Annotated in this window: 20 protein-coding genes; 5 read left to right on the top strand and 15 right to left on the bottom strand. The window is 70.3% G+C overall.

Annotation, left to right across the window (positions count from 1 at the left end; genetic code table 11):
* Positions 1 to 59 precede the first annotated feature (59 nt).
* Positions 60 to 1,076, top strand: coding sequence for a CE1758 family FMN-dependent luciferase-like monooxygenase (locus ABZU91_RS16885; protein ID WP_355240629.1), 1,017 nt, complete (start codon positions 60 to 62; stop codon positions 1,074 to 1,076).
* On the opposite strand, the gene ABZU91_RS16880 is transcribed toward ABZU91_RS16885, so the two are convergent.
* The 5 genes from ABZU91_RS16880 to ABZU91_RS16860 form a co-directional block, all read right to left on the bottom strand.
* Positions 1,077 to 2,819, bottom strand: a complete 1,743-nt coding sequence (locus ABZU91_RS16880; protein ID WP_355240626.1) for a hypothetical protein — start codon at positions 2,817 to 2,819, stop codon at positions 1,077 to 1,079. It abuts the gene before it with no gap.
* Positions 2,816 to 3,046 carry a hypothetical protein gene (locus ABZU91_RS16875; RefSeq protein WP_355240623.1) on the bottom strand — a complete coding sequence of 77 codons (231 nt, stop codon included), beginning with the start codon at positions 3,044 to 3,046 and terminating at the stop codon, positions 2,816 to 2,818. Before ABZU91_RS16875 ends, ABZU91_RS16880 begins: the two co-directional genes overlap by 4 nt.
* A 35-nt stretch (positions 3,047 to 3,081) precedes the next feature.
* Positions 3,082 to 3,447, bottom strand: coding sequence for a hypothetical protein (locus ABZU91_RS16870; RefSeq protein ID WP_355240620.1), 366 nt, complete (start codon positions 3,445 to 3,447; stop codon positions 3,082 to 3,084).
* Between the two features lie 71 nt (positions 3,448 to 3,518).
* Positions 3,519 to 4,142 carry a sigma-70 family RNA polymerase sigma factor gene (locus ABZU91_RS16865; RefSeq protein ID WP_355240617.1) on the bottom strand — a complete coding sequence of 208 codons (624 nt, stop codon included), beginning with the start codon at positions 4,140 to 4,142 and terminating at the stop codon, positions 3,519 to 3,521.
* A 120-nt stretch (positions 4,143 to 4,262) separates the two neighbouring features.
* Positions 4,263 to 5,816 carry a S8 family serine peptidase gene (locus ABZU91_RS16860; protein ID WP_355240614.1) on the bottom strand — a complete coding sequence of 518 codons (1,554 nt, stop codon included), beginning with the start codon at positions 5,814 to 5,816 and terminating at the stop codon, positions 4,263 to 4,265.
* 307 nt (positions 5,817 to 6,123) lie between these two features.
* On the opposite strand from ABZU91_RS16860, the gene ABZU91_RS16855 reads away from it, so the two are divergent.
* A complete protein-coding gene (locus tag ABZU91_RS16855; RefSeq protein WP_355240611.1) occupies positions 6,124 to 7,740 on the top strand; it encodes an RICIN domain-containing protein in 1,617 nt (538 codons plus the stop codon).
* 61 nt (positions 7,741 to 7,801) lie between these two features.
* Here ABZU91_RS16855 and ABZU91_RS16850 read toward each other — a convergent pair whose 3' ends face one another.
* The 4 genes from ABZU91_RS16850 to ABZU91_RS16835 all read right to left on the bottom strand — a co-directional run bounded on the left by ABZU91_RS16850 (position 7,802) and on the right by ABZU91_RS16835 (position 11,028).
* Positions 7,802 to 8,797 (bottom strand): hypothetical protein, encoded by a 996-nt coding sequence (locus tag ABZU91_RS16850; RefSeq protein WP_355240608.1) that lies wholly within the window; start codon positions 8,795 to 8,797, stop codon positions 7,802 to 7,804.
* A 69-nt stretch (positions 8,798 to 8,866) separates the two neighbouring features.
* On the bottom strand, positions 8,867 to 9,199 hold the full coding sequence (locus tag ABZU91_RS16845; RefSeq protein WP_355240605.1) for a putative quinol monooxygenase: 333 nt from the start codon (positions 9,197 to 9,199) through the stop codon (positions 8,867 to 8,869).
* Positions 9,200 to 9,209: 10 nt separating this feature from the next.
* Positions 9,210 to 9,761, bottom strand: coding sequence for a type 1 glutamine amidotransferase domain-containing protein (locus ABZU91_RS16840; RefSeq protein WP_355240602.1), 552 nt, complete (start codon positions 9,759 to 9,761; stop codon positions 9,210 to 9,212).
* Between the two features lie 52 nt (positions 9,762 to 9,813).
* Positions 9,814 to 11,028: an alcohol dehydrogenase catalytic domain-containing protein gene (locus ABZU91_RS16835; protein ID WP_355240600.1), complete on the bottom strand. Its 1,215-nt coding sequence runs from the start codon at positions 11,026 to 11,028 to the stop codon at positions 9,814 to 9,816.
* Positions 11,029 to 11,372: 344 nt separating this feature from the next.
* Between ABZU91_RS16835 and ABZU91_RS16830 the strand changes: the two genes are divergently transcribed.
* Positions 11,373 to 12,602 (top strand): GH25 family lysozyme, encoded by a 1,230-nt coding sequence (locus ABZU91_RS16830; protein WP_355240597.1) that lies wholly within the window; start codon positions 11,373 to 11,375, stop codon positions 12,600 to 12,602.
* Between the two features lie 64 nt (positions 12,603 to 12,666).
* On the opposite strand, the gene ABZU91_RS16825 is transcribed toward ABZU91_RS16830, so the two are convergent.
* From ABZU91_RS16825 to ABZU91_RS16810, 4 genes are all read right to left on the bottom strand, one after another.
* Positions 12,667 to 13,323, bottom strand: coding sequence for a response regulator transcription factor (locus tag ABZU91_RS16825; protein WP_355240594.1), 657 nt, complete (start codon positions 13,321 to 13,323; stop codon positions 12,667 to 12,669).
* Entirely contained in the window at positions 13,311 to 14,537 is a 1,227-nt protein-coding gene (locus ABZU91_RS16820) for a sensor domain-containing protein (RefSeq protein WP_355240592.1), read from the bottom strand. Before ABZU91_RS16820 ends, ABZU91_RS16825 begins: the two co-directional genes overlap by 13 nt.
* 117 nt (positions 14,538 to 14,654) lie before the next feature.
* Positions 14,655 to 15,224, bottom strand: a complete 570-nt coding sequence (locus ABZU91_RS16815; RefSeq protein WP_355240589.1) for a DUF3455 domain-containing protein — start codon at positions 15,222 to 15,224, stop codon at positions 14,655 to 14,657.
* A gap of 137 nt (positions 15,225 to 15,361) precedes the next feature.
* Positions 15,362 to 16,201: an ATP-binding cassette domain-containing protein gene (locus ABZU91_RS16810; protein WP_355240586.1), complete on the bottom strand. Its 840-nt coding sequence runs from the start codon at positions 16,199 to 16,201 to the stop codon at positions 15,362 to 15,364.
* Between the two features lie 360 nt (positions 16,202 to 16,561).
* Between ABZU91_RS16810 and ABZU91_RS16805 the strand changes: the two genes are divergently transcribed.
* Both ABZU91_RS16805 and ABZU91_RS16800 read left to right on the top strand, forming a co-directional pair.
* Entirely contained in the window at positions 16,562 to 17,677 is a 1,116-nt protein-coding gene (locus tag ABZU91_RS16805; RefSeq protein WP_355240583.1) for a ricin-type beta-trefoil lectin domain protein, read from the top strand.
* The gene (locus ABZU91_RS16800) at positions 17,674 to 18,978 is read left to right on the top strand and encodes a cellulose binding domain-containing protein (protein WP_355240580.1); all 1,305 of its coding nucleotides are present in this window, start codon (positions 17,674 to 17,676) and stop codon (positions 18,976 to 18,978) included. Before ABZU91_RS16805 ends, ABZU91_RS16800 begins: the two co-directional genes overlap by 4 nt.
* Before the next feature lie 81 nt (positions 18,979 to 19,059).
* On the opposite strand, the gene ABZU91_RS16795 is transcribed toward ABZU91_RS16800, so the two are convergent.
* A complete protein-coding gene (locus ABZU91_RS16795; RefSeq protein ID WP_355240577.1) occupies positions 19,060 to 19,656 on the bottom strand; it encodes a TMEM175 family protein in 597 nt (198 codons plus the stop codon).
* Positions 19,657 to 19,909: 253 nt separating this feature from the next.
* Positions 19,910 to 21,112 (bottom strand): low temperature requirement protein A, encoded by a 1,203-nt coding sequence (locus ABZU91_RS16790; protein WP_355240574.1) that lies wholly within the window; start codon positions 21,110 to 21,112, stop codon positions 19,910 to 19,912.
* Positions 21,113 to 21,116 lie beyond the last annotated feature (4 nt).

Here is a 21,116-nt window from a genome sequence, read left to right as displayed (position 1 = left end):
ACCGGGTGGCCCAGAAGCCCGTTCTGTAGGGGTCGTCGGCGCGGTCACCGGGAGGTCGGATGCAGTTCGGTGTGTACAGCGTGGGTGACCTCACCCCGGAACCAACGCAGGGGCGGACGATCAGTGAGCACGAGCGGCTGCGAGCCGTCGCTGTCATCGCCGAGCACGCCGAGGCAGCCGGATTCGACGTCTTCGCCGTCGGCGAGCACCACACCGGCGCGTACGTGACCTCGTCACCGGTGGCGCTGCTCGGATACGTGGCGGCCCGGACGTCACGGCTGCTGCTGTCCACGGCCACCACGCTGATCACCACGAACGATCCCGTTCGGCTGGCCGAGGACTACGCGACGTTGCAGCACCTCTGCGCCGGCCGGCTCGACGTGATGGTCGGCCGGGGCGCCTCCCGCTCGGCCTATCCGTTGTTCGGCCAGGAGATCCGCGACTCACACGCCCTCGCGGCGGAGAACTACGCCCTGCTGCACCAGCTCTGGCGTACCGAGGACGTGCACTGGTCCGGCACCTTCCGGACGCCGCTGCACGGTCACACCACGCTGCCGCGTCCGCTCGACGGCACCCCGCCGTACGTCTGGCACGCGGCGGTCACCAGCGAGGAGACCGCCGAGCAGGCCGCCCGGTACGGCGACGGCTTCTTCGCCAACCACATCTTCTGGCCGGCTGAGCACACCCGTCGGCTCGTCGCGTACTACCGGGAGCGCAGCGCCGTACACGGTAAGGGCCCCGCGGTGGTCGGACTCGGCGGCCAGGTCTTCGTCCGTCGCCGCTCGCAGGACGCGGTCGACGAGTTCCGCCCCTACTTCGACAGGTCACCCGTCTACGGCGGGGGTCCGTCGCTGGAGGAGTACACCGCGACGACCCCGCTCACCGTGGGCAGCCCCCAGCAGATCATCGACCGGGTGCTCGGCTTCCGCGAGTACGCCGGCGACTACCAGCGTCAACTGTTCCTCATCGATCACGCGGGGCTGCCCCTGCGGGTCGTCCTGGAGCAGCTCGACATCCTCGGCGAGGAGGTGCTACCCGTCCTGCGGCGCGAGGCACCCGCGCTGACCTGGTCCTAGTCAGCTCGGCGGAACATCCGCGGTGACGACCGCGCCGCCGCCGGCCCGGGCCACGGTGAACGATGCCACCGACTTCAGCGGCACCGCCAGGTGACCGCTGACGTTCTGCGTCGTGTCGTCGGCCTCCCAGCTGAGTACGCGCCAGACATGGCCGTCCGACGTGGCCGCCATCAGGCGGTAGCCGACGCCCTTGTCGAGCCCGTCGACGGCGGCCCGCACGTCCACGCCGTCACCCTGCCCGGTGGCCACCACGGACAGCGAAGCGCCCGTCGCCGAGTCGGCCGCTACGGCGGTCACGGTCACCGCGAGCGGTGGCGTGACCCGACCGACGTGCTGCACCAGGGCCCCGATGGCCAGGCCGGCCACCGCGAGCGCGGTCGTGAGCAGCAGACCGGCACGCACCACCGCACCGCGTCGACGCCGTCTCGGGGCACCGGCCCGACCCGCGTGGGCCTCCCCGCCGGGACGGCTGCGGTCGTTTCGTACCACCGCCGGAGCGGTGGAGACGGCCGCGACCGCCGGTCCTTGGCTGCGCAGCGGTCCGGCCTTCCCGTGGCCGCGCTCCTCCCGATCGGCCGACCGGGTCGGACGCGGGCGTTCGGCGGTGGGGAGGATCGGCTCGGAGGAGAGCGCCTCGGACGGCCGTCGGGTCGATCCGGGCAGGACCGGCAGACGCGCGGCCGGCCCGGGCGCGACGCGAGGCACCGGGTCCGGTGCCGGCACCCCCCGGACCGGCACAGCCGGGACCGGGCCGGGCACATCCCGAACCGGCACAGCCGCGACCGGCGCTGGGGCGGTCGGGCCCGGGGCGGACACAGCCGGGACCGGCGCGGACACGGTGGAGACCGGCGCGTCCGGAGCACCACCGGGGGCGGACGCTGGCGCAGCCGCATCTGGCACTGCAGTGGCTGACACAGCAGGGGACGGCACGGCCGAGGCTGGCGCGGCCGGGGCATCGGGGGCGGGCGCAGCCGCAATCGGTACGGCCTGGGCCGGAGTGGCGGCCGGGGCGACCGGCGCCGGGGACGGCGTCGCGGACGGCGTCGCGGACGGCGTCGCGGACGGCGGCCGAGCGGACGGCGTCGCGGACGGCGGCCGAGCGGACGGCGTCGCGGACGGCGGCCGAGCGGACGGCGGCCGAGCGGACGGCGGGGCCGGAGGGCCCACCGGTGGGGCCGCTGCCGACGCCGAGGTGGTGTCTTTCGGCGCGGGCGGTGACGTGGTGCGCGGGCGCGCGACCAGCGGCTGGTTGACCGGTGGCGGGTCCACCGGAGCGGGCGGCTGCGGCTCGGGCGGGCGGCTGTCGGACCTGGCGACTCCGGAGCCGACGGCCGCAGGCCTGTCGCCCGGGGACTCGGCGGCCATGGACGCGGCGGCTTCGGGGCTGGCAGCCCTGGACCTGCTGACCCTGGACGCCACGGGTCCGGCCCGGTCCCGGAGTCGACGCCGCAGACCCGGTGTGGGCTCCGGCTCCGGTTGGTGCGCGAGGAACTCGACGAACCGGGCCGGGGGTGGGCCGGTGCGGTTCAGCGCCCCGAAGCTGTCGAGCAGCTCCTCCCGATCCTTCTCCGGCAGCAGTGCCAGCACCGCGATCGTCTCGATCACGGCCACGGCGGCGTCCCGGCAGTCGGCACAGTCGTCGAGGTGCGCCGTCACCAGCGTTCCCTCCACGCGGTCGAGCACGTCGAGGTAGTACGGGGTGAGCAGTTCGGTGACGTGCGGGTTGCCAGCTCCGCCGCTCATCGTTCACCCGGCCGGGTCGACGGGTCGACATCCTCGCCGCCGGCAACTGCCTCATCAGGCTCGCCGAGCAGGGCCAGCGCCGCGACCGTCTCGACGATCTCGTCGGCATGGGCCTGGCAGCACGCGCACACCAGGAGGTGGCAGTGGATCAGATCACTCCGAGCAGGGTCGAGCGCACCCAGGTAGTGGAGGACGAGCTGCTCCTCCCCGATATGAGCGCCCCGCACGCTCTCCGCCCCTCTTCTCCGCCCAGCTTCCCGTCTCAGGACCCGAGCAGCCGCCTCTGGTCCTGCTGTGCCGTCGGCTTGCCCGGGACCTGGTCTGCCCCGTCGATCTCCAGGACCATGCCAGAGTTCCGGTTGGCGATCCAGACCGTGCCGCCGCTGACGTCCCTGCGGCTCCACTGCCGGTCCGGGCGCGCAGCGACCCGTCGCGGCGGGGCACCCTCGGCGGGCGAAGTTTTCAGCCCTTCGTACGCGTCGGTGACGTAGCCGGGCCGCGGGAAAGCGCTCTTCCACACCTTGTCCTCGGAACTCACGGAGAGCCCGAAGGCACCCATTTCGGCACGTCCGCGTCTGGTCGCCAGGAGGCGGTGCCACACGCGCCGCAGCTTTGTACGCTTTTTCATGATCCACTCTTTGCGGCTAGAACGTCCGGAAGGAGACGGCGCTCACCAGACGGCGCGGCGACGGCGGCGGTTCACGGTTCGTCGGACATTCGTTCTTTCGTCGGAGGCCGGAACACGAATCCTCGGGCGATGAGCGCCTCACGGAGCGCCTTGAGCCCGTAGAAGCTCCGCGACTTCACGGTGCCCGGCGGGACGGCCAGCAGTTCGGCGACCTCGGCCACGGACCGTTCCTGGAAGTACACCTCGACGAGCGTGACGCGCAGCCGCTCCGGAAGTGAGTTGAGGGCCGCGCGCACCTCCTGCGCGTCGATCATTCGCTCGAAAGCGTCGCCCGCGCCCGCGTGCGTGTCGATGAACTCGTCGGAACGCTCGTCGGGGCGCACGTTCGCGGCGCGAAGCTGGTCGATGAAGATGCGCTTGGCCACGGTGAGGAGCCAACCCCGGCTCCAGCGCCCGTCCGCGTTGCGGGCACCCGGGTGCCGCCATGCTCTGAGCAGCACCTCCTGGACGATGTCCTGGGCTCGGTGGACGTCGCCGCGCGTCAGTCGGGTCAGGAAGCTGAGCAGCACCGGTCCGTGGACCTGCTCCAGGTGTCGCAGCGCTTCCTCGTCGCTCTCATCGGTCGCGGCCGCCGACTGGTACGGGACGATCTGGGCGGCCTCGGGTTCGTCCGGGCCACGAAGACCTGAGGACATATGTGGCACCCGGCCACCATGCCAGCGATCACCACACCTGTCATGACGTTGCCGCGCACCGACGGACGTCCCCGAAAGGGGACGTCCGTCGTGTCCCGAGGGGGACGTCCGACCCTCGGATCAGCCTCGTGCCGGGCTGGGTTCGGTGAAGGAATCCTCGTCCTGGGCGCGGTCTTCACGCAGCAACCGCCGCACGCGCAGGACCAGCATCACCGCCGCGACGAGCGCCAGGAGGGTCACGATCACGAGCAGCGTGGTACGGCCATCGGTCATCCCACCGCCGCTCACCGGCATGCCGCCGACCTTGGCCTTGGTGACCTCCTCCGGGAGCCGTGTGGTCACCGACGCCGCCAGGTCGATCAGGCCGTAGCCGTACCGGGCGTCCGGCACCTTGCCGCTGCCCATCTTCTGCGCCGTCGCCTCGATCCGGTGGGCCACCTGCTGCGCCGTCAGATCCGGGTACGCGGCCCGTACCAGCGCCGCGGCACCGGCCACGAACGCCACCGCGTACTGGGTGCCCGACCGTGCCGACGAACCGGTGCCGGTGATGCCGAGTTCGGTGATGTTGACACCGGGCGCCACCACGTCGATACCGCCGAGGTGGTAGTCCGCCGCCCACTGCCCGTCCATGCCGATGCCGCCGACCCGCAGCAGGCCCGGGCTTGTCCTGGCGTCCTGTGCCACCACCACGGAGGACAACGGGGAGCACGCCACCACGACGACGTCCTTGCCCACCGCGCCGTTGACCGCCGCGATGACGCCGGGGTCGTTGGTGTCCACGTGTGACCCGAGCGCGATCACCGTCGCGCCCGCCTCGGCGGCCGCCGTGATCGCCGACGCGCTGTCCTCGGCGCGGGCCTTGCCGGCGGCGTCGGTGATCCGGACGGGCATGACGGTGGCATCGGGAGCGATACCGCTCGACCCCCGGTCCTGGCTCACGATGAGCCCCGCCATCCCGGTGCCGGTCCCCAGGCAGTCGGTGTCGCCCCGACCCGAGCCGGCGATGATGTCCATCCCCTCCGAGACGTGGCCGGCCACCTGCGGGAGGCTGCCGTCGACGCCGGAGTCGACCACGGCGACCAGCTGACCGTTGCCCTTACTCGTGGGCCACGCCTGGTCGGGTGCGAGTCGGAGGGTGGCCCAGTTCGACTTGGAAGAGGACGTCGAGGCGGTCGCGCACTGGCCCGGCTTCGGTTTCGTACCCGGCTTGGTGGTCTTGCCGGGCTTCGTGGTCGGACCCGGCGGTGTCGTGCCCTTGCCGGGCTTCGTCGCGCCGGGGGACGGCGACGACTGCGGCCTCGGACCGGGCGACGGCACGGTGGTGGGTGACTTGTCCCCGAGGGCTCCGTGCTGCACGCCGGCACCGACCGCGTCCCACGGCAGGATCAACATCCAACCCGGGTTGAGCTTCGCCGGATCGGTCAGGGCCTGGCCGTCGGGTTGCTTCCGGCCGGCGTTCAGGTTGAAGATCTCCGACGATCGGGAGCCACTGCCCAGGAACCGGTCGGCGACCTCCGTCAGGTTCTCCGGCTTCCCGGCGTACGACGTGGTCACCGTGTAGTACTTGACGTCCTCGGCGACGGCGGACGCCGCCTGCGCGGTGAGGCCGAGCAGCGCCAGGACCATCGCGGCGACCAGGCTGACGCGTCCGGCCGAGCGGGTGTTGCAGGACATGGATTCACCTTCGTCGTCGCCCCGGACTTCTCCGCGCGGCCGCCCGACCGGCACGCCGGTCGACCACGCCAGCCAGACGAGGTGGGCCATCCACCGGTTCACGATGTCGACGAATTTTCTTCGGCGACGAAGCGAAAGCGTGAACCGGCATCAGTGTCGGGCCGTTACCTCGTCGACCCGTACCACCGTGGCGTGAAGGTGTGTAGCAGTGACTCCGTTCAGCCGAAGTCCTCGACCCAACCGATGGCAGTTGCCCCGACTCCGCCGCCGGCACGCGGCGATCGCCGGGTTAGGTGTCCTTACCCTCATGGCTGGTGTTCTGCCGATGGCGGGGGACGGTCCCGCAGCGGTGGCCGCAGAGGCGGTCGCCGGCACGCCGGTGCCGCCCGCGCTGTCCGAGACGATCGTCGCGGCGTCCCTGTCGTGCCCGACGTTGAACCCGTCCCGCCTGTCCGCCCAGATCATGATGGCGTCGGGCTTCAACACGGGCGACAGCCGGGGCGTCGCCGGTCTCGACGACGACGACTGGAAGCTCTGGCGCCCGACGAAGACCGCAAACCGGGCCGACAGTGAGGCCAACATCTACGCCCTGGCCCACCACACCTGCGACACCGCTGGCCGACTGCGGGCCGCCGGGCTCACCGGTGACCTGTGGCCGTTGGCCATGGCGGCCGAAACGAGCGGACTCACGGCTGTCACCCGGGCCAAGGGCATTCCGGACGCCGCCCGCGTCTACGTCAACCGCCTCGAGGCGTACGCGCGCTGGTACGCCGACCAGCAGCCGTTCCGCATCGACGCCAAGGCCGCACAGTCCTCGCCGTCGGCACCGATCCCCGTGCCGGAGGCCTACGTCGCCGCGATCCGCAAGGCCGGCTCGGTGTGCCCGGCCGTCCCGCCACCACTGGTGGCGGCGCAGCTCATGGCAGCGTCGAAGTTCGACGCCAACCTGCGGTCGCCGGAGGGCAACCAGGGCATCGCCCAGTTCAGCCCGGAGCTGTGGAGCCAGTACCGTGCCACGGCGTCCGCCTCGGTGTGGAACCCGAACGACGCCATTCCGGCGCTCGGCATGGCCATGTGCGACCTGGGCGCACAGCTGACCGACCTGAACGGCGCCGAGCCGTACCGGCTCGCTCTCGCCGCCTTCCAGTGGGGCGACATGGCGGTCCGCGCGGCCGGTGGGGTGCCCAGGGCGAACGTTCCGCAGCTCGCCGACATGACGCCGCGCTACGTCTCCACGTACGAGAAGGACACCCGGCTGGGCGGCGGCCCGGCCAAGCCCGACAGTTCACCGACGCCCGCGAGCCCGAGCCCGAGCCCGGCGATGACGCCGACGCCGACGGGTGCCAGCCCCGGCGCCGTTCCCCCGGCCGGCGGTGGGTCCCAGGGCCAGGGCACGTCCACCACCTCGCCCAGCCCGGCCGCCGGCAATCCGCAGGCCCCACCGGCGACCATCGCGGGGCTTCGGGTGGGTCAGAAGTACAAGCTGCTGAACGACCACACGAACTCGGTGGCCGAGCTGCCGGACCAGGACACCAACAAGAGTGTCGGCGCGCACGTCCAGCTCTGGCTGAAGAGGGACCAGGCCGATCAGTACTGGAAGGTGACGGCGGCCCCGGCCGCCGGCTACATCGTCTTCGTGAACACCTTCAGCGGTCACGCTCTGGGCCTGGAGTCCGGCGGAACGTGGGACGGCGCGAAGGTCCTCCAGGTGAAGCTGAACCCGGCCGACCCGACGCAGCAGTGGTACCTGCAGGATGCGGGCGGCGGCAAGTGGTTCATCCGCAACCACGCGACCGGTAAGACGCTGGACATCCTCGGCGACGACCTGGGACCGGTGTCGGACGGCACCTGGAACGGCAAGTGGGTCGAGCAGTGGGACATCGTCCCCGGCCAGCGCGACCAGCTGTGGAGTTTCATCCAGTGACGACGCGGCGCGGCCCCGGTCCCTCCTCGGGACCGGGGCCGCGCCCGTTCCGGTGTGATCGCTACTTCCAGCGCGGACCGTTGCGCACCAAGCGGGCGCTGAGCAGGACGAGTCCGAGCAGGACGACCAGCCACACCGCCTCGACGAGCAGGGGTCGTACGCCGATCGCCTCGGGGAAGTACGACGTGGTCTGCAGCAGCGCGACGACACACCCGTTCGGGTGGATGTCGCTGATGGTGCGGTACGGCTGCGGGAGCAGGGCGGTCGCCACGGCACCGCCCGACGCCGCGTTGCCGATCGCGATGAAGATCAACCAGGTCGGCACCACCGCCCAGCGGCCGATGAGGATCACCATCAGCGTGCCGAAGAGACCGGTGACGGCGATCTGGGCGGCCAGTGTGCCCCACAGGGCCGGCAGGGACGCGGGAAGCGCCCCGAGAACCGGGCCCACGATGACCGCCAGCGCCAGTCCGCCGATAACGGCGAGTCCGGCGATGATGGAGAGCCAGGTCCGCAGCGGTAGTCGGCCGACGTTCATCCGCAGTTGCAGGGCGGTGAGGAAGCCGAGCAGGGTGGCGGCGATCATCGCGTAGAAGGCGGCAAGGCCGGAGCGGTCGGTGTCGGGCAGTGGCCGGACGTCGGTGACGACCAGTTTCCGTCCGCCCTGCTCGTCCAGCTTCAGAGCGGCGTTGCGCAGCATCTGGGCGAGGGAGTTGCCGGCGGCGCTGGCGACGAGGAGCCGAGACCTACCCGGCTCGGCGATCAGGGCCGCGTAGACCTTCTGCTGCTCGATGGCGTGTTCGGCCGCTTCGGCGGTTGGGTAGCTGCGATATTCGAGCGCGCCACGCATGCTCGACTTCAGCTGTTGGGCGATCGCTCCGTCGCTCGTCTCGCCACCGACGAGCGCCGCGGCGATGCGCCGCGGCGGCGGACGGTCCAGTGCCAGGGTGTACGAGGCCACGAACGTCATGGCCAGCGCGATCCCGACGACCACGACGGTCAGCACCGTGCGGAGTTCCCCGGGTTTGTGCTCCCCGCCAGCCGTGTTCCTGGTCAAGAGTCCCCCTCGTGTCGGCGTGACCGTCGACGGCGGGGCGGGAGCCGATCTGGCCCCCGCCCCGGTTCGCTAGCTGTTGGCAGGTACGGCGAGGTCCGGGAACGGTGTCCAGCCGTCCTGCGCGATGGTCGCCCGGACGGTCTGCACCGTCTCGACCAGTCGTGGCGGCAGATCCCGCTGAGCCTGCCGGAAGTGGTCCGACCGAAGGTGCGCGTTCACCGCCGCCTCGTCCCGGTAGGACTCGATCAGGATGTACTCGTTCGGGTCGTCGACGCTGCGCGACCAGTCGAACCACAGACACCCGGTCTCGGCACGGGTCGCGCGGGTGAGGTCGGCGACCGTCTCCGGCCACTGCTGAGCGTCCTCGGGCCGTACCCGGAACCTCGCGGTGATGATGAGCATGCAGTGCCCCTCAGCGCGCTCGTGCCGCGAACAGTTCGATCACCTTCGGGTTGAAGGCCGGAATGTCGTCGGGCTTCCGGCTCGTCACCAGGTTGTCGTCGACGACGACCTCCTGGTCGACCCAGGTCGCGCCGGCGTTGACCATGTCGGTACGCAGTGACGGCCAGGACGTCATCGTCCGGCCCCGCGCGACGTCGGCCTCGGCCAGCAGCCAGAGGGCGTGGCAGATCGCGGCGACCGGTTTGCCGGCGTCGAAGAAGTCCCGCACGAACTGGACGGCCGTCGGGTTCGTCCGCATCGTGTCCGGATTGCCGACGCCGCCGGGCAGCACCAGCGCCGCGTAGTCCGCCGCCGAGACCTCACCGACCTGCTTGTCCACCGGGAAGGTGTCGCCCTTGTCGTAGTGGTTGAAGAGCTGGATCGTGCCACCCTTGTTGGAGATCAGTTCCAGGTCCGCGCCGGCCGCCTTGAGTGCGTTCCACGGCTCGACCAGCTCGGGAGTCTCCACCATGTCGGTGGCGAGAACCGCGATCCTGACCCCGCTCAGTGCCTTGTCCGTCATTTTCCGTCCCGTCCTTACGCTCGTGTTGGTTGTCGTTGTGTGGAAAAGCCGGTCAGGGTCGCAATGCGACCTTGAGCCATCCCGGGCTGCGGAGATCGAACTCCCGGTACGCGCTGAGCGCGTCCGTCACCGGCTCGTGCTGCGTCACCACCGTCGCCGGGTCGATGCGGCCCGACTCGACCATCGCCAACAGCTTCGGGATGTAGCGCGGGTGGTTGCCGTTACCGGCCTGCACGGTGAGGTTGCGGCCCAGCACGGTGCCGATCGGGAAGTAGCGGTCGTTCGCCGGGTAGACGCCCACGATTCCGAGGGTGCCCATCTTGGCGAGGCTCTCGACAGCCCAGGTCTGTGCCTGGGTGGGGGCGTCGCCCGGCTTCCACCGGCCGTCGGTCACGTCCTGGTTGGCGTCGGGGGAGATCTCCCGCTGCTCGTTGCGGTTCTGCTCGGCGGCGTCGCGCGCACCCTCGGCGGCGGGCCCGGCCTTGGCGCTCTCCGCGTCCACTCCGACAGCGTCCACCGCGCAGTCGGCGCCGATGCCCCCGGTCAGCTCCATGACGGCCTGCACCGGGTCCACCTCGTTGAAGTTGACCACCTCGGCGCCGTGGAGTCTCGCCTTCTCCAGACGGTCGGCGTGCCCGTCGATCGCGATGACCCGCGACGCGCCGCGCTGGAACGCCGACACCACGGCGAACTGACCGACCGGACCGCAGCCCCACACCGTGGCGATATTTCCGTCCCGCACGTTCGCGAGAACCGCGCCGAAGTAGCCGGTCGGGTAGATGTCGGACAGGGTGATCGCCTGATCGTCCGTGACGGTGTCCGGCAGTCGGAAAAGATTGGTGTGGGCGAACGGAACCCGCGCGTACTCGGCCTGCAGACCGTTGAAAGGACCCTGGGGCTTTGGCGACCCGAAGGATGCCGTGCCGGATCGCGGGCCGTAGGGGTTGATGTCGTCGCATTGCGCGAAGTAGCCGCGCCGACAGTAGGAGCAGGAGCCACAACCAAGTACCGCCGAAATGAGTACGCGATCACCCGGCTTGAAGCTGCGGACCTGCGAGCCGACCTCCTCGACCACGCCGACGCCCTCATGACCGAGGATGCGCCCCTGCTCCATCTCGGACATCGTGCCGCGGATGAAGTGCAGGTCGGTACCGCAGATCGCCGCCGTCGTCACTCGTACAATGGCGTCGGTCGGCTGTTCAATTTTCGGGTCGGGGACATCGTCTACCCTGATGTCGCCCGTGCCGTGATAGACGACTGCCTTCATCAATGCCTCTCACTCACATCTGCCAGGCGTTCAGCGAAAGCGCAGATACCCCTCGGGGGAGGATTGAAACAATAGAGTAAGCGGTGCCGCGTCAACGGAGAATCGGAGAAAATTCCCCACGGTATGGCTCGGAACTTTACGGGGGGTTGATTTCCACCGTACGGCTCGACGCGTCCTACCGATGATCTGATTTCGGCCCACCGGACAGCGCGACCTGCCGTCGACAAGGGATACTCTGCGGACCCACATCGATGAGCCACCCGTCGGCGGCGCGCAGGCGTAGCGAGCCCCGCAGCCACGGCGACGGACGCCTCGACTCAGCGACCAGGAGAAACCCACCTCACATGCATAGAAGACTGCTCTGCGTGCTGATGTCCGCCGGCCTCGTGGTCGGTACGGCGCTCGGCGTCTCGCATCCGGCGCAGGCCGCAGACCCGTCCGTCGACGGTGGCGGCCGAGCGAACGCCGGCATCGCCCCGGGCGCGCGCAGCAGCGCGATGGCCAAGAGCGCCGCCATCCCGGCGGGTTACACGGTCCGGGGCATCGACGTCTCCAGCCACGACCACAACCTCGGCCCGATCAACTGGCCCGCGGTCGCGGCGAGCGGCGTGAAGTTCGCCTACGTCAAGGCGACGGAAGGCAGGACGTACCTCAATCCGTACTTCGCCGAGGACTACGCGGCGGCCAAGGACGCCGGCCTTCTGGTCGGCGCCTACCACTTCACCCGTCCGGACAGCCGCGACCCGATCAACGAGGCCAACTACTTCGTCGACAACGCGAAGTTCGCCAAGGACGGCCAGACCCTCGTGCCGATGGTCGACATCGAATGGCCCTACTGGAGCGGCGCGCCCACCTGTTACGGGCTCACCCCGACCGAGATGTCGAACTGGATCAAGGCCTTCACCGACCAGATCAAGGCACGTATCGGCAGGCCTCCGATGATCTACACGAACACCAACTACTGGAACCCCTGCACCGGAAAGAACGCGTCGTTCGGCGCGAACCCGTTGGACATCGCCGGCTACACCGCCGCTCGTCCGCCGCTGCCGGCGGGTTGGACCACGGAGACCATCTGGCAGTACGCCGCCGGCAACCCGAGCCAGCCCGGCAACTACAGCCAGAACGTCTTCAACGGCACCTACGCGGCGCTCACCAAGCTCACCAGCGCACCGGTGGCCGCGCCTCCGGTCGCGCTCCGCTCGCGGGCCAACAAGCGGTACGTGGTGGCCGAGAGCGCCGGCGCCAAGCCGCTGATCGCCAGTCGCACGACTGTTGCCCGGTGGGAGCAGTTCGACGTGATCAGTGCGGGCGGCAGCTACGTGGCGCTCCGCTCCCGGTCCAACGGTCGGTACGTGAGCGCGGAGAGCAAGGGTGCCAAGCCGCTGATCGCCAACCGGACCAAGGTCAGCACCTGGGAGAAGTTCACCATCATCAAGAACTCGGACGGCACGATCAGCCTGCGGGCCGCGGCCAACGGCAGGTACGTGGTGGCGGAGAGCAAGGGCACGAAGCCCCTCATCGCCAACCGTACGTCGATCAGTAGCTGGGAGAAGTTCGACCGGATCAGCCTCTGAGCACCGCCGCTGCCCGGCACCCCGCAACGGGGCGCCGGGCAGCGGTCTGTCACCGGCTCGCTGCTTACCGCTGCCCACCGTCCAGGTAACGCAGCACCGCGGTGACCCGCCGGTCGGCGCGGTCGTCCGGCGGTAGCTGGAGTTTGGCGAAGATGCTGCGGATGTGCTTGTGCACCGCGCCGTCGGTGACGAACAGCCGCTCGGCGATCGCGGTGTTGCCGAGCCCTTCGGCCATCAGCCCCAGCACCTCCCGCTCGCGGGGTGACAACTCGCCCAGCGCCCCGTCCGACCGGCGGTTGCGGGCCAACAACTGGGCCACCACCTCCGGGTCGATCACGCTGCCGCCGTCCGCGACACGGCGCAGCGCGGCGAGGAACTCCTCGACCCGGCCGACCCGCTCCTTCAACAGATAGCCCAGCCCGACGGCGCCCACCGAGAACAGGTCGGTGGCGAACGCCTGCTCGACGTACGCCGACAGGACCAGCACCGCGAGGCCGGGCCGCCGTCGCCGGGCCTCCACAGCGGCCACGATGCCCTCGTCCGTGTGGGTCGGCGGCATGCGTACGTCCACGATCGCCACGTCCGGCGCGTGCTCGTCGACGGCGACCAGGAACTCGCCGGGTGTGCCGGCGGTGGCGACGACGTCCAACTCCTCGGCCCGCAACAGCAGCGCCAACCCCTCGCGCAGCAGTGGGTCGTCCTCCGCGATCACGATCCGCATGGCAACTCCACGTGCATCCTCGTCGGTCCTCCCGATGGGCTGGTCAGTGTCATCCGGCCGTCGTACGCCTCGACCCGCCGGCGGATGCCGGTGAGCCCGGAGCCGTGCGCCTCGTCGGCGTCGCCACGCCCGTCGTCCTCGATGGTCACCAACAGCAGTCCCGGCTCACGGCGCACGGCGACATCCACCTGGCTCGCGCCACTGTGCCGGACGACGTTGGTCAGCGCCTCGGCCACCACGAAGTACGCGGTGGCCTCGACCGAGGCCGCGCAGCGGACGGCCACGTCGACCGCGAGCCGGCAGGGCACCGCGCAACTGCCGGCGAGGCCCGCCAGCGCGCCGGCCAGCCCTCGGTCGTCCAGCACGGGCGGCAGGATGCCCCGCACCACCGTACGCAGTTCGCCGAGCGCCTGTTCCGCAGCGTCCTGCGCCCGCCCGAGGATCTCGTCGGCACGCTCGGGGTCGCGCCGCACGGCTCGCCGCGCTGCTCCCAGCAACACGTTGACCGCGACCAGCCGATTCTGCGTACCGTCGTGCAGCGACCGCTCGATGCGGCGCAGTTCCAGCGCGTGGGCGTCCAGCGCGGCAGCCCGGGTGGCGGTCAGCGCGGCCACCCGCAGCGACAGGTCGATTCCCGGCGGCGGAGGCAGCAGCAATCGGCCCGGCCAGGCCTGGACCCGGGCCAGCGCCGGACCGAATCCGAACGCGGCGACCAGCAGGCCCACCCCGAGCAGGCCCACCAGCAGCGCCTCGGACAGCTCGTCGACACGCCACCAAACGATCCCCGGGGCGCCGTCCTCGGGCGGGACCAGCCGGTACCACAGCGGAAAGGTGATGTCCTGGACGGCGTTGACCGGCAGGGCGAGGCCGACCAGCCCCAACACCAGCCCGATTGTCGAGTGGAGCGTGAGCCAGCCCAGCTCCCGGCGCACGAACGGATCGCGTGCCGCCTCCCGCAGCCCGTCCTGCACCGGCCCCGGCGCGGGTATCGACGTGCCCCAGCGGGACAGCCGACCCCGCTCCCGGTCGGCCACCGAGCGCACCGACCGCAGGGCGCCGGGCACCAGGCGAAGCCCCAGCCCGGTCAGACAGGTCACCGCCACGACCATCACCCAGAGCAACGCGCCCAACGCGAGCAGCGCGGTTCCGAGCCCGCCGACGAGGTGTTCGAGGGCGTCGACCGAGGCGCGCAGCCGGCCCCGCACGTATGCCATCGCCACCCACCTCCCGCGCCAACATAGGTCACGGTGGGCACCCTCGGCAGCGTCCGCGGCGGAAAGTACAGCCTGCTGTACCAGCGGTTGTCGAGCGGGAAGGCTCGTCGCCGGGGGTTACCGCCTCGCCGCCCAGAAGACGTAGACCGCGCCGTACGGCACGGCCTTCGTGGCACCGTCCGTGCAGGCGCCCGCCGGGGCCGCGCCGCCCGAGGTCAAGAGCCGACTGATGTACGCCACATTGCCGAGCATGCCGGTGCCGGTGTGGCTGTCCACCGTCAGCAGCAATTCCGGGATCGTCCCCGCACGCGGGCTCTCCGCCGTCTTCTTGGCGGTGATCAGGGAGTTGTCGCGCTGGGACTGCCAGCTCGGTCCCTTGAAGTGGTGGATCCGACCGCCGGTCCCGAGGAGCTGGGCCTCCGGCACGGAAGCGCCGGTGAACACGCCACCGGTACAGGTGTAGGTCTGCGTTCCCCGGGTGACGACGTACGCGCCGACCGGTCGAGAACCTGCCGGCGGCTTGATCGCTGCGGCGATTCGCGGGATGTCGACCCGGCGGGCGTCGGCGCCGACGGCGGCCGGGGCGGCCACCTCGGCCGCGGACGCCTGATGGGTCACCGCTCCGGCCGCCGCGAGAAGACCGGCCACTCCGACGACCAGGAGTCCCCGGAAACGGGAACGAGACATGCTGGGCATGAGATTCCTCCGATTCAGGCGGGCAGGTTCGCGCCCACCTGAATCTTTTACGGGCGAAATCCGCGCGCCGATCAAAACCGCGTGATATTTGATCGACCGTTCACCCGCAAGGCGTACCGGAAAGGAATTCAGCCGGTGGCGGCCGCCAGCCGCCGGACGGACCCGGCGCGGGCCGCCCAACGCCCGTCCTCGTGGCGTACCGCGATGGGGTGCGCGAAGGCCGCCGAAACCTGCGCGGTCGTGACCGTTTCGTCGGCCGGGCCGGCGGCGACCACGCTGCCGCCGCTGATCAACATCGCGTGGGTGGTCGTGGCCGGAAGTTCCTCGAGGTGGTGGGTGACCATGATCGAGGCGAGGCGGGGGTGGGTCGCGCGGAGAAGGTCGATGGTCTCGAGCAACTGTTCGCGGGCCGCGACGTCGAGACCGGTCGAGGGCTCGTCCAGCAGCAGCAGCCGCGGCTGACTGATGAGAGCCCGGACGATCAGGGCACGACCCCGCTCGCCCTGCGAGAGGGTGGGCCAGCGTTCGTCGGCCCTGTCGACCAGCCCGAACGTGCTCAGCAGGGAATCCGTCCGTTCACGGTCATCCTGGGTCGGCCGCCAGCGTGGCGGCAGGTCCACCGACCCGACGAGCCCGGTCAGGACGACCTCACGGATGGTCAGCGGCGACCGCAGCGGATGGCGGGGGTTCACGTGACCGATCGCCCTGCGCAACTGTTGCAGGTCGACGCGGCCGAGTTGCTGACCGAGGATGCGCACGATTCCCGAGCTCGGATGGGTGAGCGCGCCGCAGAAGCCCAGCAGCGTGCTCTTGCCCGCGCCGTTCGGGCCGAGGAGCGCCCAGTGCTCGCCTTCGCGCACGGTGAGGTCGATGCCGTGCAGGATCTGCTTGCCGTCCCGCCGGAACGTCACGTCGCACAGTTCGACGACGGGGGACGGAGGGAGTGTCTCGGCGGACCTGGCGAGCATGGCCTTCTCTCGGTACGGCAGCGTGCAAGGCACGGCGACGGTCGCCCCTGCACGCTGCCACAGACCGGCCCGCAGGTCAGTGACCGGGGCCACCGCCGCTGAAGTGCTCGCCCGGGTGCGGTCGCCGCCGAGGTAGACCAGGACGGTTCGATGAATCTACACTCGTCTCTGTTAACGCTCACACTCGTCCCAGTGCTGAGGCAGCAACGCCGTGCCGATCCGACGATCGGCGCGAGCCGGGCAACGCCCGGCAGCCGGCGGCTGCTCGGTCCGCCGGCCCCCGAGGTTGCCGGCTGCCCGTGGCGGCCCTACCGATCGGCCAACGCCCTCGGCCAGCTCGACCGATCCAGGGGAGAAGACATGCGAACGAGGGCACGATGGCTCGCGACACTCGCGGCGCTCGGTGTCGTGGTCGCCGGAGTGGTGACACCCATTTCGCCGGCCAGCGCGGAATCCAACGGTGGCGTACGCGTGATGCCTCTCGGTGACTCCATCACCGAGGGCACGCAGGTGCCCGGCGGCTACCGCATCGGGCTCTGGCAGCGTCTCGCCAGTGGCCGGTACACGGTGGACTTCGTCGGATCGCAGTTCAACGGGCCCGCCAGCCTCGGCGACCACGACCACCAGGGGCACCCCGGCTGGCGCATCGACCAGATCGACGCGAACATCGTCAACTGGTTGAACACCCAACGCCCGCAGACCGTCCTGCTGCACATCGGCACCAACGACATCCTGCAGAACTACAACGTGAGCACCGCGCCGAACCGGCTCTCCACGCTGATCGACAAGATCACCACCACCGCGCCCACCGCCGAGGTGTTCGTGGCGCAGCTCATCCCGCTGTCCAACAGCAACCAGGAGAACGCCGCTCGTACGTTCAACGCGGCGATCCCCGGCATCGTGCAGAGCAAGGTCAACGCCGGTAAGCGGGTGCACCTGGTCGACATGCACAGCGCGCTCACCACCGCCGACCTGATCGACGGCGTCCACCCCACCGCCGGCGGTTACGACAAGATGGCCGCCCGCTGGTACAGCGCGTTGCAGTCGGTCCCCGGCAGCATCGGCGACCCGAGCAGCGGCGGCGGCCAGACCACCACCACCCTCGTGGGCACGCTGTCCGGCCGGTGCGTCGACGTCCCCGGCTCCTCCACCACCAACGGCACCCAGATGCAGTTGTGGGACTGCCACGGCCGCACCAACCAGCAGTGGACCTACACGTCCGGCAAGGCCCTGACGGTGTACGGCAACAAGTGTCTCGACGCCGCCGGCTACGGCACCTCGCCGGGCACCCTGGTCACCATCTACGACTGCCACGGCGGCACGAACCAGCAGTGGAACGTCAACGCCAACGGCACCATCACCGGCGTGCAGTCCGGCCTCTGCCTGGACCCCTACAACCAGGGCACCGCCAACGGCACCAAGCTCGTCCTCTGGACCTGCACCGGCCAGACCAACCAGCAGTGGAGCCGTCGATGAAGCGGCTCGATACCGCCAGATGGCTGACGGGGGCACTGGCCGTGGCCCTCGGCCTGGCACTGGCGACGACGACCCGGGACGCGGCGGTCGCGGACAGCCCGTACCAGCGGGGCCCGGACCCCACCCTGGCCAGCGTGGCCGCCACCCGGGGCCCGTTCGCCACGACGCAGGCGACCGTCCCGACCGGCAACGGCTTCAACGGCGGGTACGTCTACTACCCCACCGACACCAGCCTGGGCACCTGGGGCGCGATCGCGATCGTCCCCGGCTACTCCGCCCTGTTCGCCAACGAGGAGGCCTGGATGGGCCCCTGGCTGGCCTCGTTCGGGTTCGTGGTGATCGGCATCGAGACCAACAGCCGCACCGACGGCGCCGACGCCCGCGCCACCCAACTGCTCGCCGCGTTGGACTACCTCACGCGGACCAGCCCGGTCCGCAGCCGGGTCGACCCGAACCGGCTGGGCGTGATGGGCCACTCGGCGGGCGGCGCCGGGACCCTGCTCGCGTCGCTCCGGCGACCCACCCTGAAGACGGCTGTCGGTCTCGCACCGGGCACCCCCGGAAACAACCTGAACATGTCCAGCACCCAGGTGCCCACCATGCTCATCTCCGGCCAGAACGACGGCACGGTCACGCCCTCGTACGTCCAGGGGATCTACAACAGCCTGCCGGCCACCGTCGAACACGCCTGGGCCGAGCTGGCCGGCAACGACCACCTCTCCTTCACCAGGTCGAACCCGACCGAGATGCGGCTCCTGATCCCCTGGTTGAAGACGTTCCTCGACAACGACACGCGCTACACCCAGTTCCTCTGCCCGCTGGCGGACAACCGGGGTGTGTCGCGGTACAGCGCCACCTGTCCCCTGGTGCCACCGGGTGAGCCGACGCCACCGCCCACCACGGGTACGCCCACCACACCGCCCCCGACCACACCGCCCCCGACCACGCCACCACCCACCACGCCGCCACCCACCACGCCGCCACCCACCACGCCGCCTCCCTCGGGTGCCGCCTGCACCGCCACCTACCGCACGGTCAACTCGTGGTCCGGAGGCTTCCAGGGTGAGGTCACCGTGACCGCCGGCACCGCCGCCGTCGACGGGTGGACCGTCCGCTGGACCCTGGGGAACGGCCAGAGCATCAGTCAGGTCTGGAACGGCACCCTGAGCACCAGCGGCTCGGCAGCGACCGTCCGCAACGCGGTGTACAACGGTTCGCTGGCACCGGGCACAACGACGACGTTCGGCTTCCTCGGCTCCGGTACGCCGACCAACCCGTCGCCGACCTGCACCAGCCCCTGAGCAACCGCGCGGGGGACGGCGGTTCTCCGCCTCCCCCGCGTCCTGCGCAGCCGGCCGACAGGGAGTCGCCAACCGGCACGATCAGCGACTCTCATCGCCGAGAGGGACTGGTTCGAGCGCGGGCAGGGGCAGCCAGAAGACAGGGATCATCAGGGCGTAGAAAGCCAGCCCCGCAGCGGGGGCGAACGCGCCGACCGCCGCGCCGAGGAGAGTCAGCAGCGGTCCCGCCAGAAAGCGTCTGCCCACGAGCCTGCCCGCGTGCGCACTGACCCGCGAATTCAACAGCCTCGGTGTACGCAACGCGTACCACCAGAGGGCATTGAAGAAGATCGCGCCCACGCCGAAGGAGCCACCGAAGAACAACACGGCTAGCGGCTCACCCGCTCCGTTGCGGAAGGCTGCGGCGAGTACGGACGCCGCGAACGGCAGGAACGCCACGGTCATCAGCAGCACGGTGTTGAGCAGGAGCAGCCCTCGATCAGCCGCGACGACCTGGTCGAATATGACATGGTGGTTGGCCCAGATCGAGGCGATCAGGAAGAAGCTCAGCACGTACGCCAGGAACGATGGCCACAGCTCGACGAGACCCCGACCCAGGTAGGCGGTGTCCTCCGGCGGGTGGATCTCCAGCACCAGGAGCGTGATGGAGATGGCGAAGACCCCATCACTGAAGAACACGGTCCGGCTGGGGTCTCTGAGAGCGCTGTCCTGCAGCGCAGCCTCGTCCGCCGACCGTGTCCGCCGCCGGAAGTGCCACCTCCTGGACATCAGCCTGTCCAGCAGCCGACCACCAGCGTGCGGAATGGCCGCCCGCTGACAGCCACGCCAAGCCAGGCACGCACAGACGGACAAAGAGCCATAGATGCGACTCTACTGGAGGAATCGCCAACCACCGTCAAGCACGTGGATGCACCAGCCCGTGACCGGTTGGTCAACCTCCGGCACCGGGCGGGGACGGGTGCTCGGGCGGTTTGCCCATGGCGCGAATCGCGTCCGAGGTGGCGATGCCGCCCAGGACGACGACGGCGGTGACGGCCACGGCCAGTGGCGGGACGAGGATCATTGCGGGCGAGACGGCGACCAGCAGGAAGACGCCGATCAGCCGCGAGCGGGACACCCGCGCGAACACCGCGTGTTCGACCAGGGCACGCCCGGCCAGGAAGAGCACCGGTCCACCGAGGATGGCGACGATCCAGGACGCGTCGGTGTGCCCGGACGGATGGGTGATCACGATTTCGTAGCCGACGGCGATGGCAACGGTGCCGACGACCATGAGCATGTGGGCGAGGAACGCCTCCCGGATGAGGTGCGCCGGGTTACGGGCGGCGTCGAGCGCCCCGGGCAGCAGCTGGCCCGCCTTGAAGAGGTACACCCGGAACATCAGCACGGTCGTGGCGAACGAGACGGCGAACGCCGCGGCGGCGCCGCCCTTCTGGAACGACGTGTCGCTGTAGGCCGATCCGGTGGTCAGGATCAGCTCACCGAGCGCGATGATGAAAAACTGTCGGTACCGTTCGGAGATGTACTCCGCCGACACGGGCCACCTCGGTCGGCTGGAGATGTTCCACGGCGCAGGGTAGAAGAGCAGCAACGCCGTGCCGTCGATGGCGATCGCGAGCGCCCACAGCACCGCCCGCGCCGCATCCGGCAGGAGCGCTCCGACGATCCACGGCACGGCGGACATCGAGAACCACAGGAGTACGCCCGCCGCCCGGCTCTGGGCCTCGAGACCCCGCAACGCCGGCACGATGACGAGGCCACGAACGATGTGTACCGCCACGTACGAGCCGGCGAAGACCAGACCCCCGGTACCGAACGCCTGCGGCACCGTAACCGCCATCATCAGGGCGCCGAGCATGGCCGTGTAGACCACAAACTGGACCTGTGGCCGCTCGGAGTTGTAGAGATCGGTGACCCACGCCGTGACGAACCACAGTGACATGAAGGCCATCAGCAACAGCAACGTCTCGCCGACTTCGGCGAGAACCATCCTTCGCTCGGTCAGGTCTTCGACGAGCCGATGAGAGACCCGGTTGAGCGCGAAGACGAACACCAGGTCGAAGAAGAGTTCCAGGAGACTCGGCCGTTGCGGCTGCGCCGACTTGCGAAGCAGCGTTGCTGCGCCTGTCGACATATCG

Source organism: Micromonospora sp. NPDC005174 (genome assembly GCF_040608495.1).
Taxonomy (GTDB): domain Bacteria; phylum Actinomycetota; class Actinomycetes; order Mycobacteriales; family Micromonosporaceae; genus Micromonospora.
This window is presented reverse-complemented; position numbering and strand designations above follow the sequence as displayed.

Excerpts from the sequence above, each read along its gene's own strand:
- ABZU91_RS16885 (WP_355240629.1), top strand. The coding sequence starts at position 60 with ATGCAGTTCGGTGTGTACAGCGTGGGTGACCTCACCCCGGAACCAACG.
- ABZU91_RS16880 (WP_355240626.1), bottom strand. The coding sequence starts at position 2,819 with ATGAGCGGCGGAGCTGGCAACCCGCACGTCACCGAACTGCTCACCCCG.
- ABZU91_RS16870 (WP_355240620.1), bottom strand. The coding sequence starts at position 3,447 with ATGAAAAAGCGTACAAAGCTGCGGCGCGTGTGGCACCGCCTCCTGGCG.
- ABZU91_RS16865 (WP_355240617.1), bottom strand. The coding sequence starts at position 4,142 with ATGTCCTCAGGTCTTCGTGGCCCGGACGAACCCGAGGCCGCCCAGATC.
- ABZU91_RS16860 (WP_355240614.1), bottom strand. The coding sequence starts at position 5,816 with ATGTCCTGCAACACCCGCTCGGCCGGACGCGTCAGCCTGGTCGCCGCG.
- ABZU91_RS16855 (WP_355240611.1), top strand. The coding sequence starts at position 6,124 with ATGGCTGGTGTTCTGCCGATGGCGGGGGACGGTCCCGCAGCGGTGGCC.
- ABZU91_RS16845 (WP_355240605.1), bottom strand. The coding sequence starts at position 9,199 with ATGCTCATCATCACCGCGAGGTTCCGGGTACGGCCCGAGGACGCTCAG.
- ABZU91_RS16840 (WP_355240602.1), bottom strand. The coding sequence starts at position 9,761 with ATGACGGACAAGGCACTGAGCGGGGTCAGGATCGCGGTTCTCGCCACC.
- ABZU91_RS16835 (WP_355240600.1), bottom strand. The coding sequence starts at position 11,028 with ATGAAGGCAGTCGTCTATCACGGCACGGGCGACATCAGGGTAGACGAT.
- ABZU91_RS16830 (WP_355240597.1), top strand. The coding sequence starts at position 11,373 with ATGCATAGAAGACTGCTCTGCGTGCTGATGTCCGCCGGCCTCGTGGTC.
- ABZU91_RS16825 (WP_355240594.1), bottom strand. The coding sequence starts at position 13,323 with ATGCGGATCGTGATCGCGGAGGACGACCCACTGCTGCGCGAGGGGTTG.
- ABZU91_RS16820 (WP_355240592.1), bottom strand. The coding sequence starts at position 14,537 with ATGGCATACGTGCGGGGCCGGCTGCGCGCCTCGGTCGACGCCCTCGAA.
- ABZU91_RS16815 (WP_355240589.1), bottom strand. The coding sequence starts at position 15,224 with ATGTCTCGTTCCCGTTTCCGGGGACTCCTGGTCGTCGGAGTGGCCGGT.
- ABZU91_RS16810 (WP_355240586.1), bottom strand. The coding sequence starts at position 16,201 with ATGCTCGCCAGGTCCGCCGAGACACTCCCTCCGTCCCCCGTCGTCGAA.
- ABZU91_RS16805 (WP_355240583.1), top strand. The coding sequence starts at position 16,562 with ATGCGAACGAGGGCACGATGGCTCGCGACACTCGCGGCGCTCGGTGTC.
- ABZU91_RS16800 (WP_355240580.1), top strand. The coding sequence starts at position 17,674 with ATGAAGCGGCTCGATACCGCCAGATGGCTGACGGGGGCACTGGCCGTG.
- ABZU91_RS16790 (WP_355240574.1), bottom strand. The coding sequence starts at position 21,112 with ATGTCGACAGGCGCAGCAACGCTGCTTCGCAAGTCGGCGCAGCCGCAA.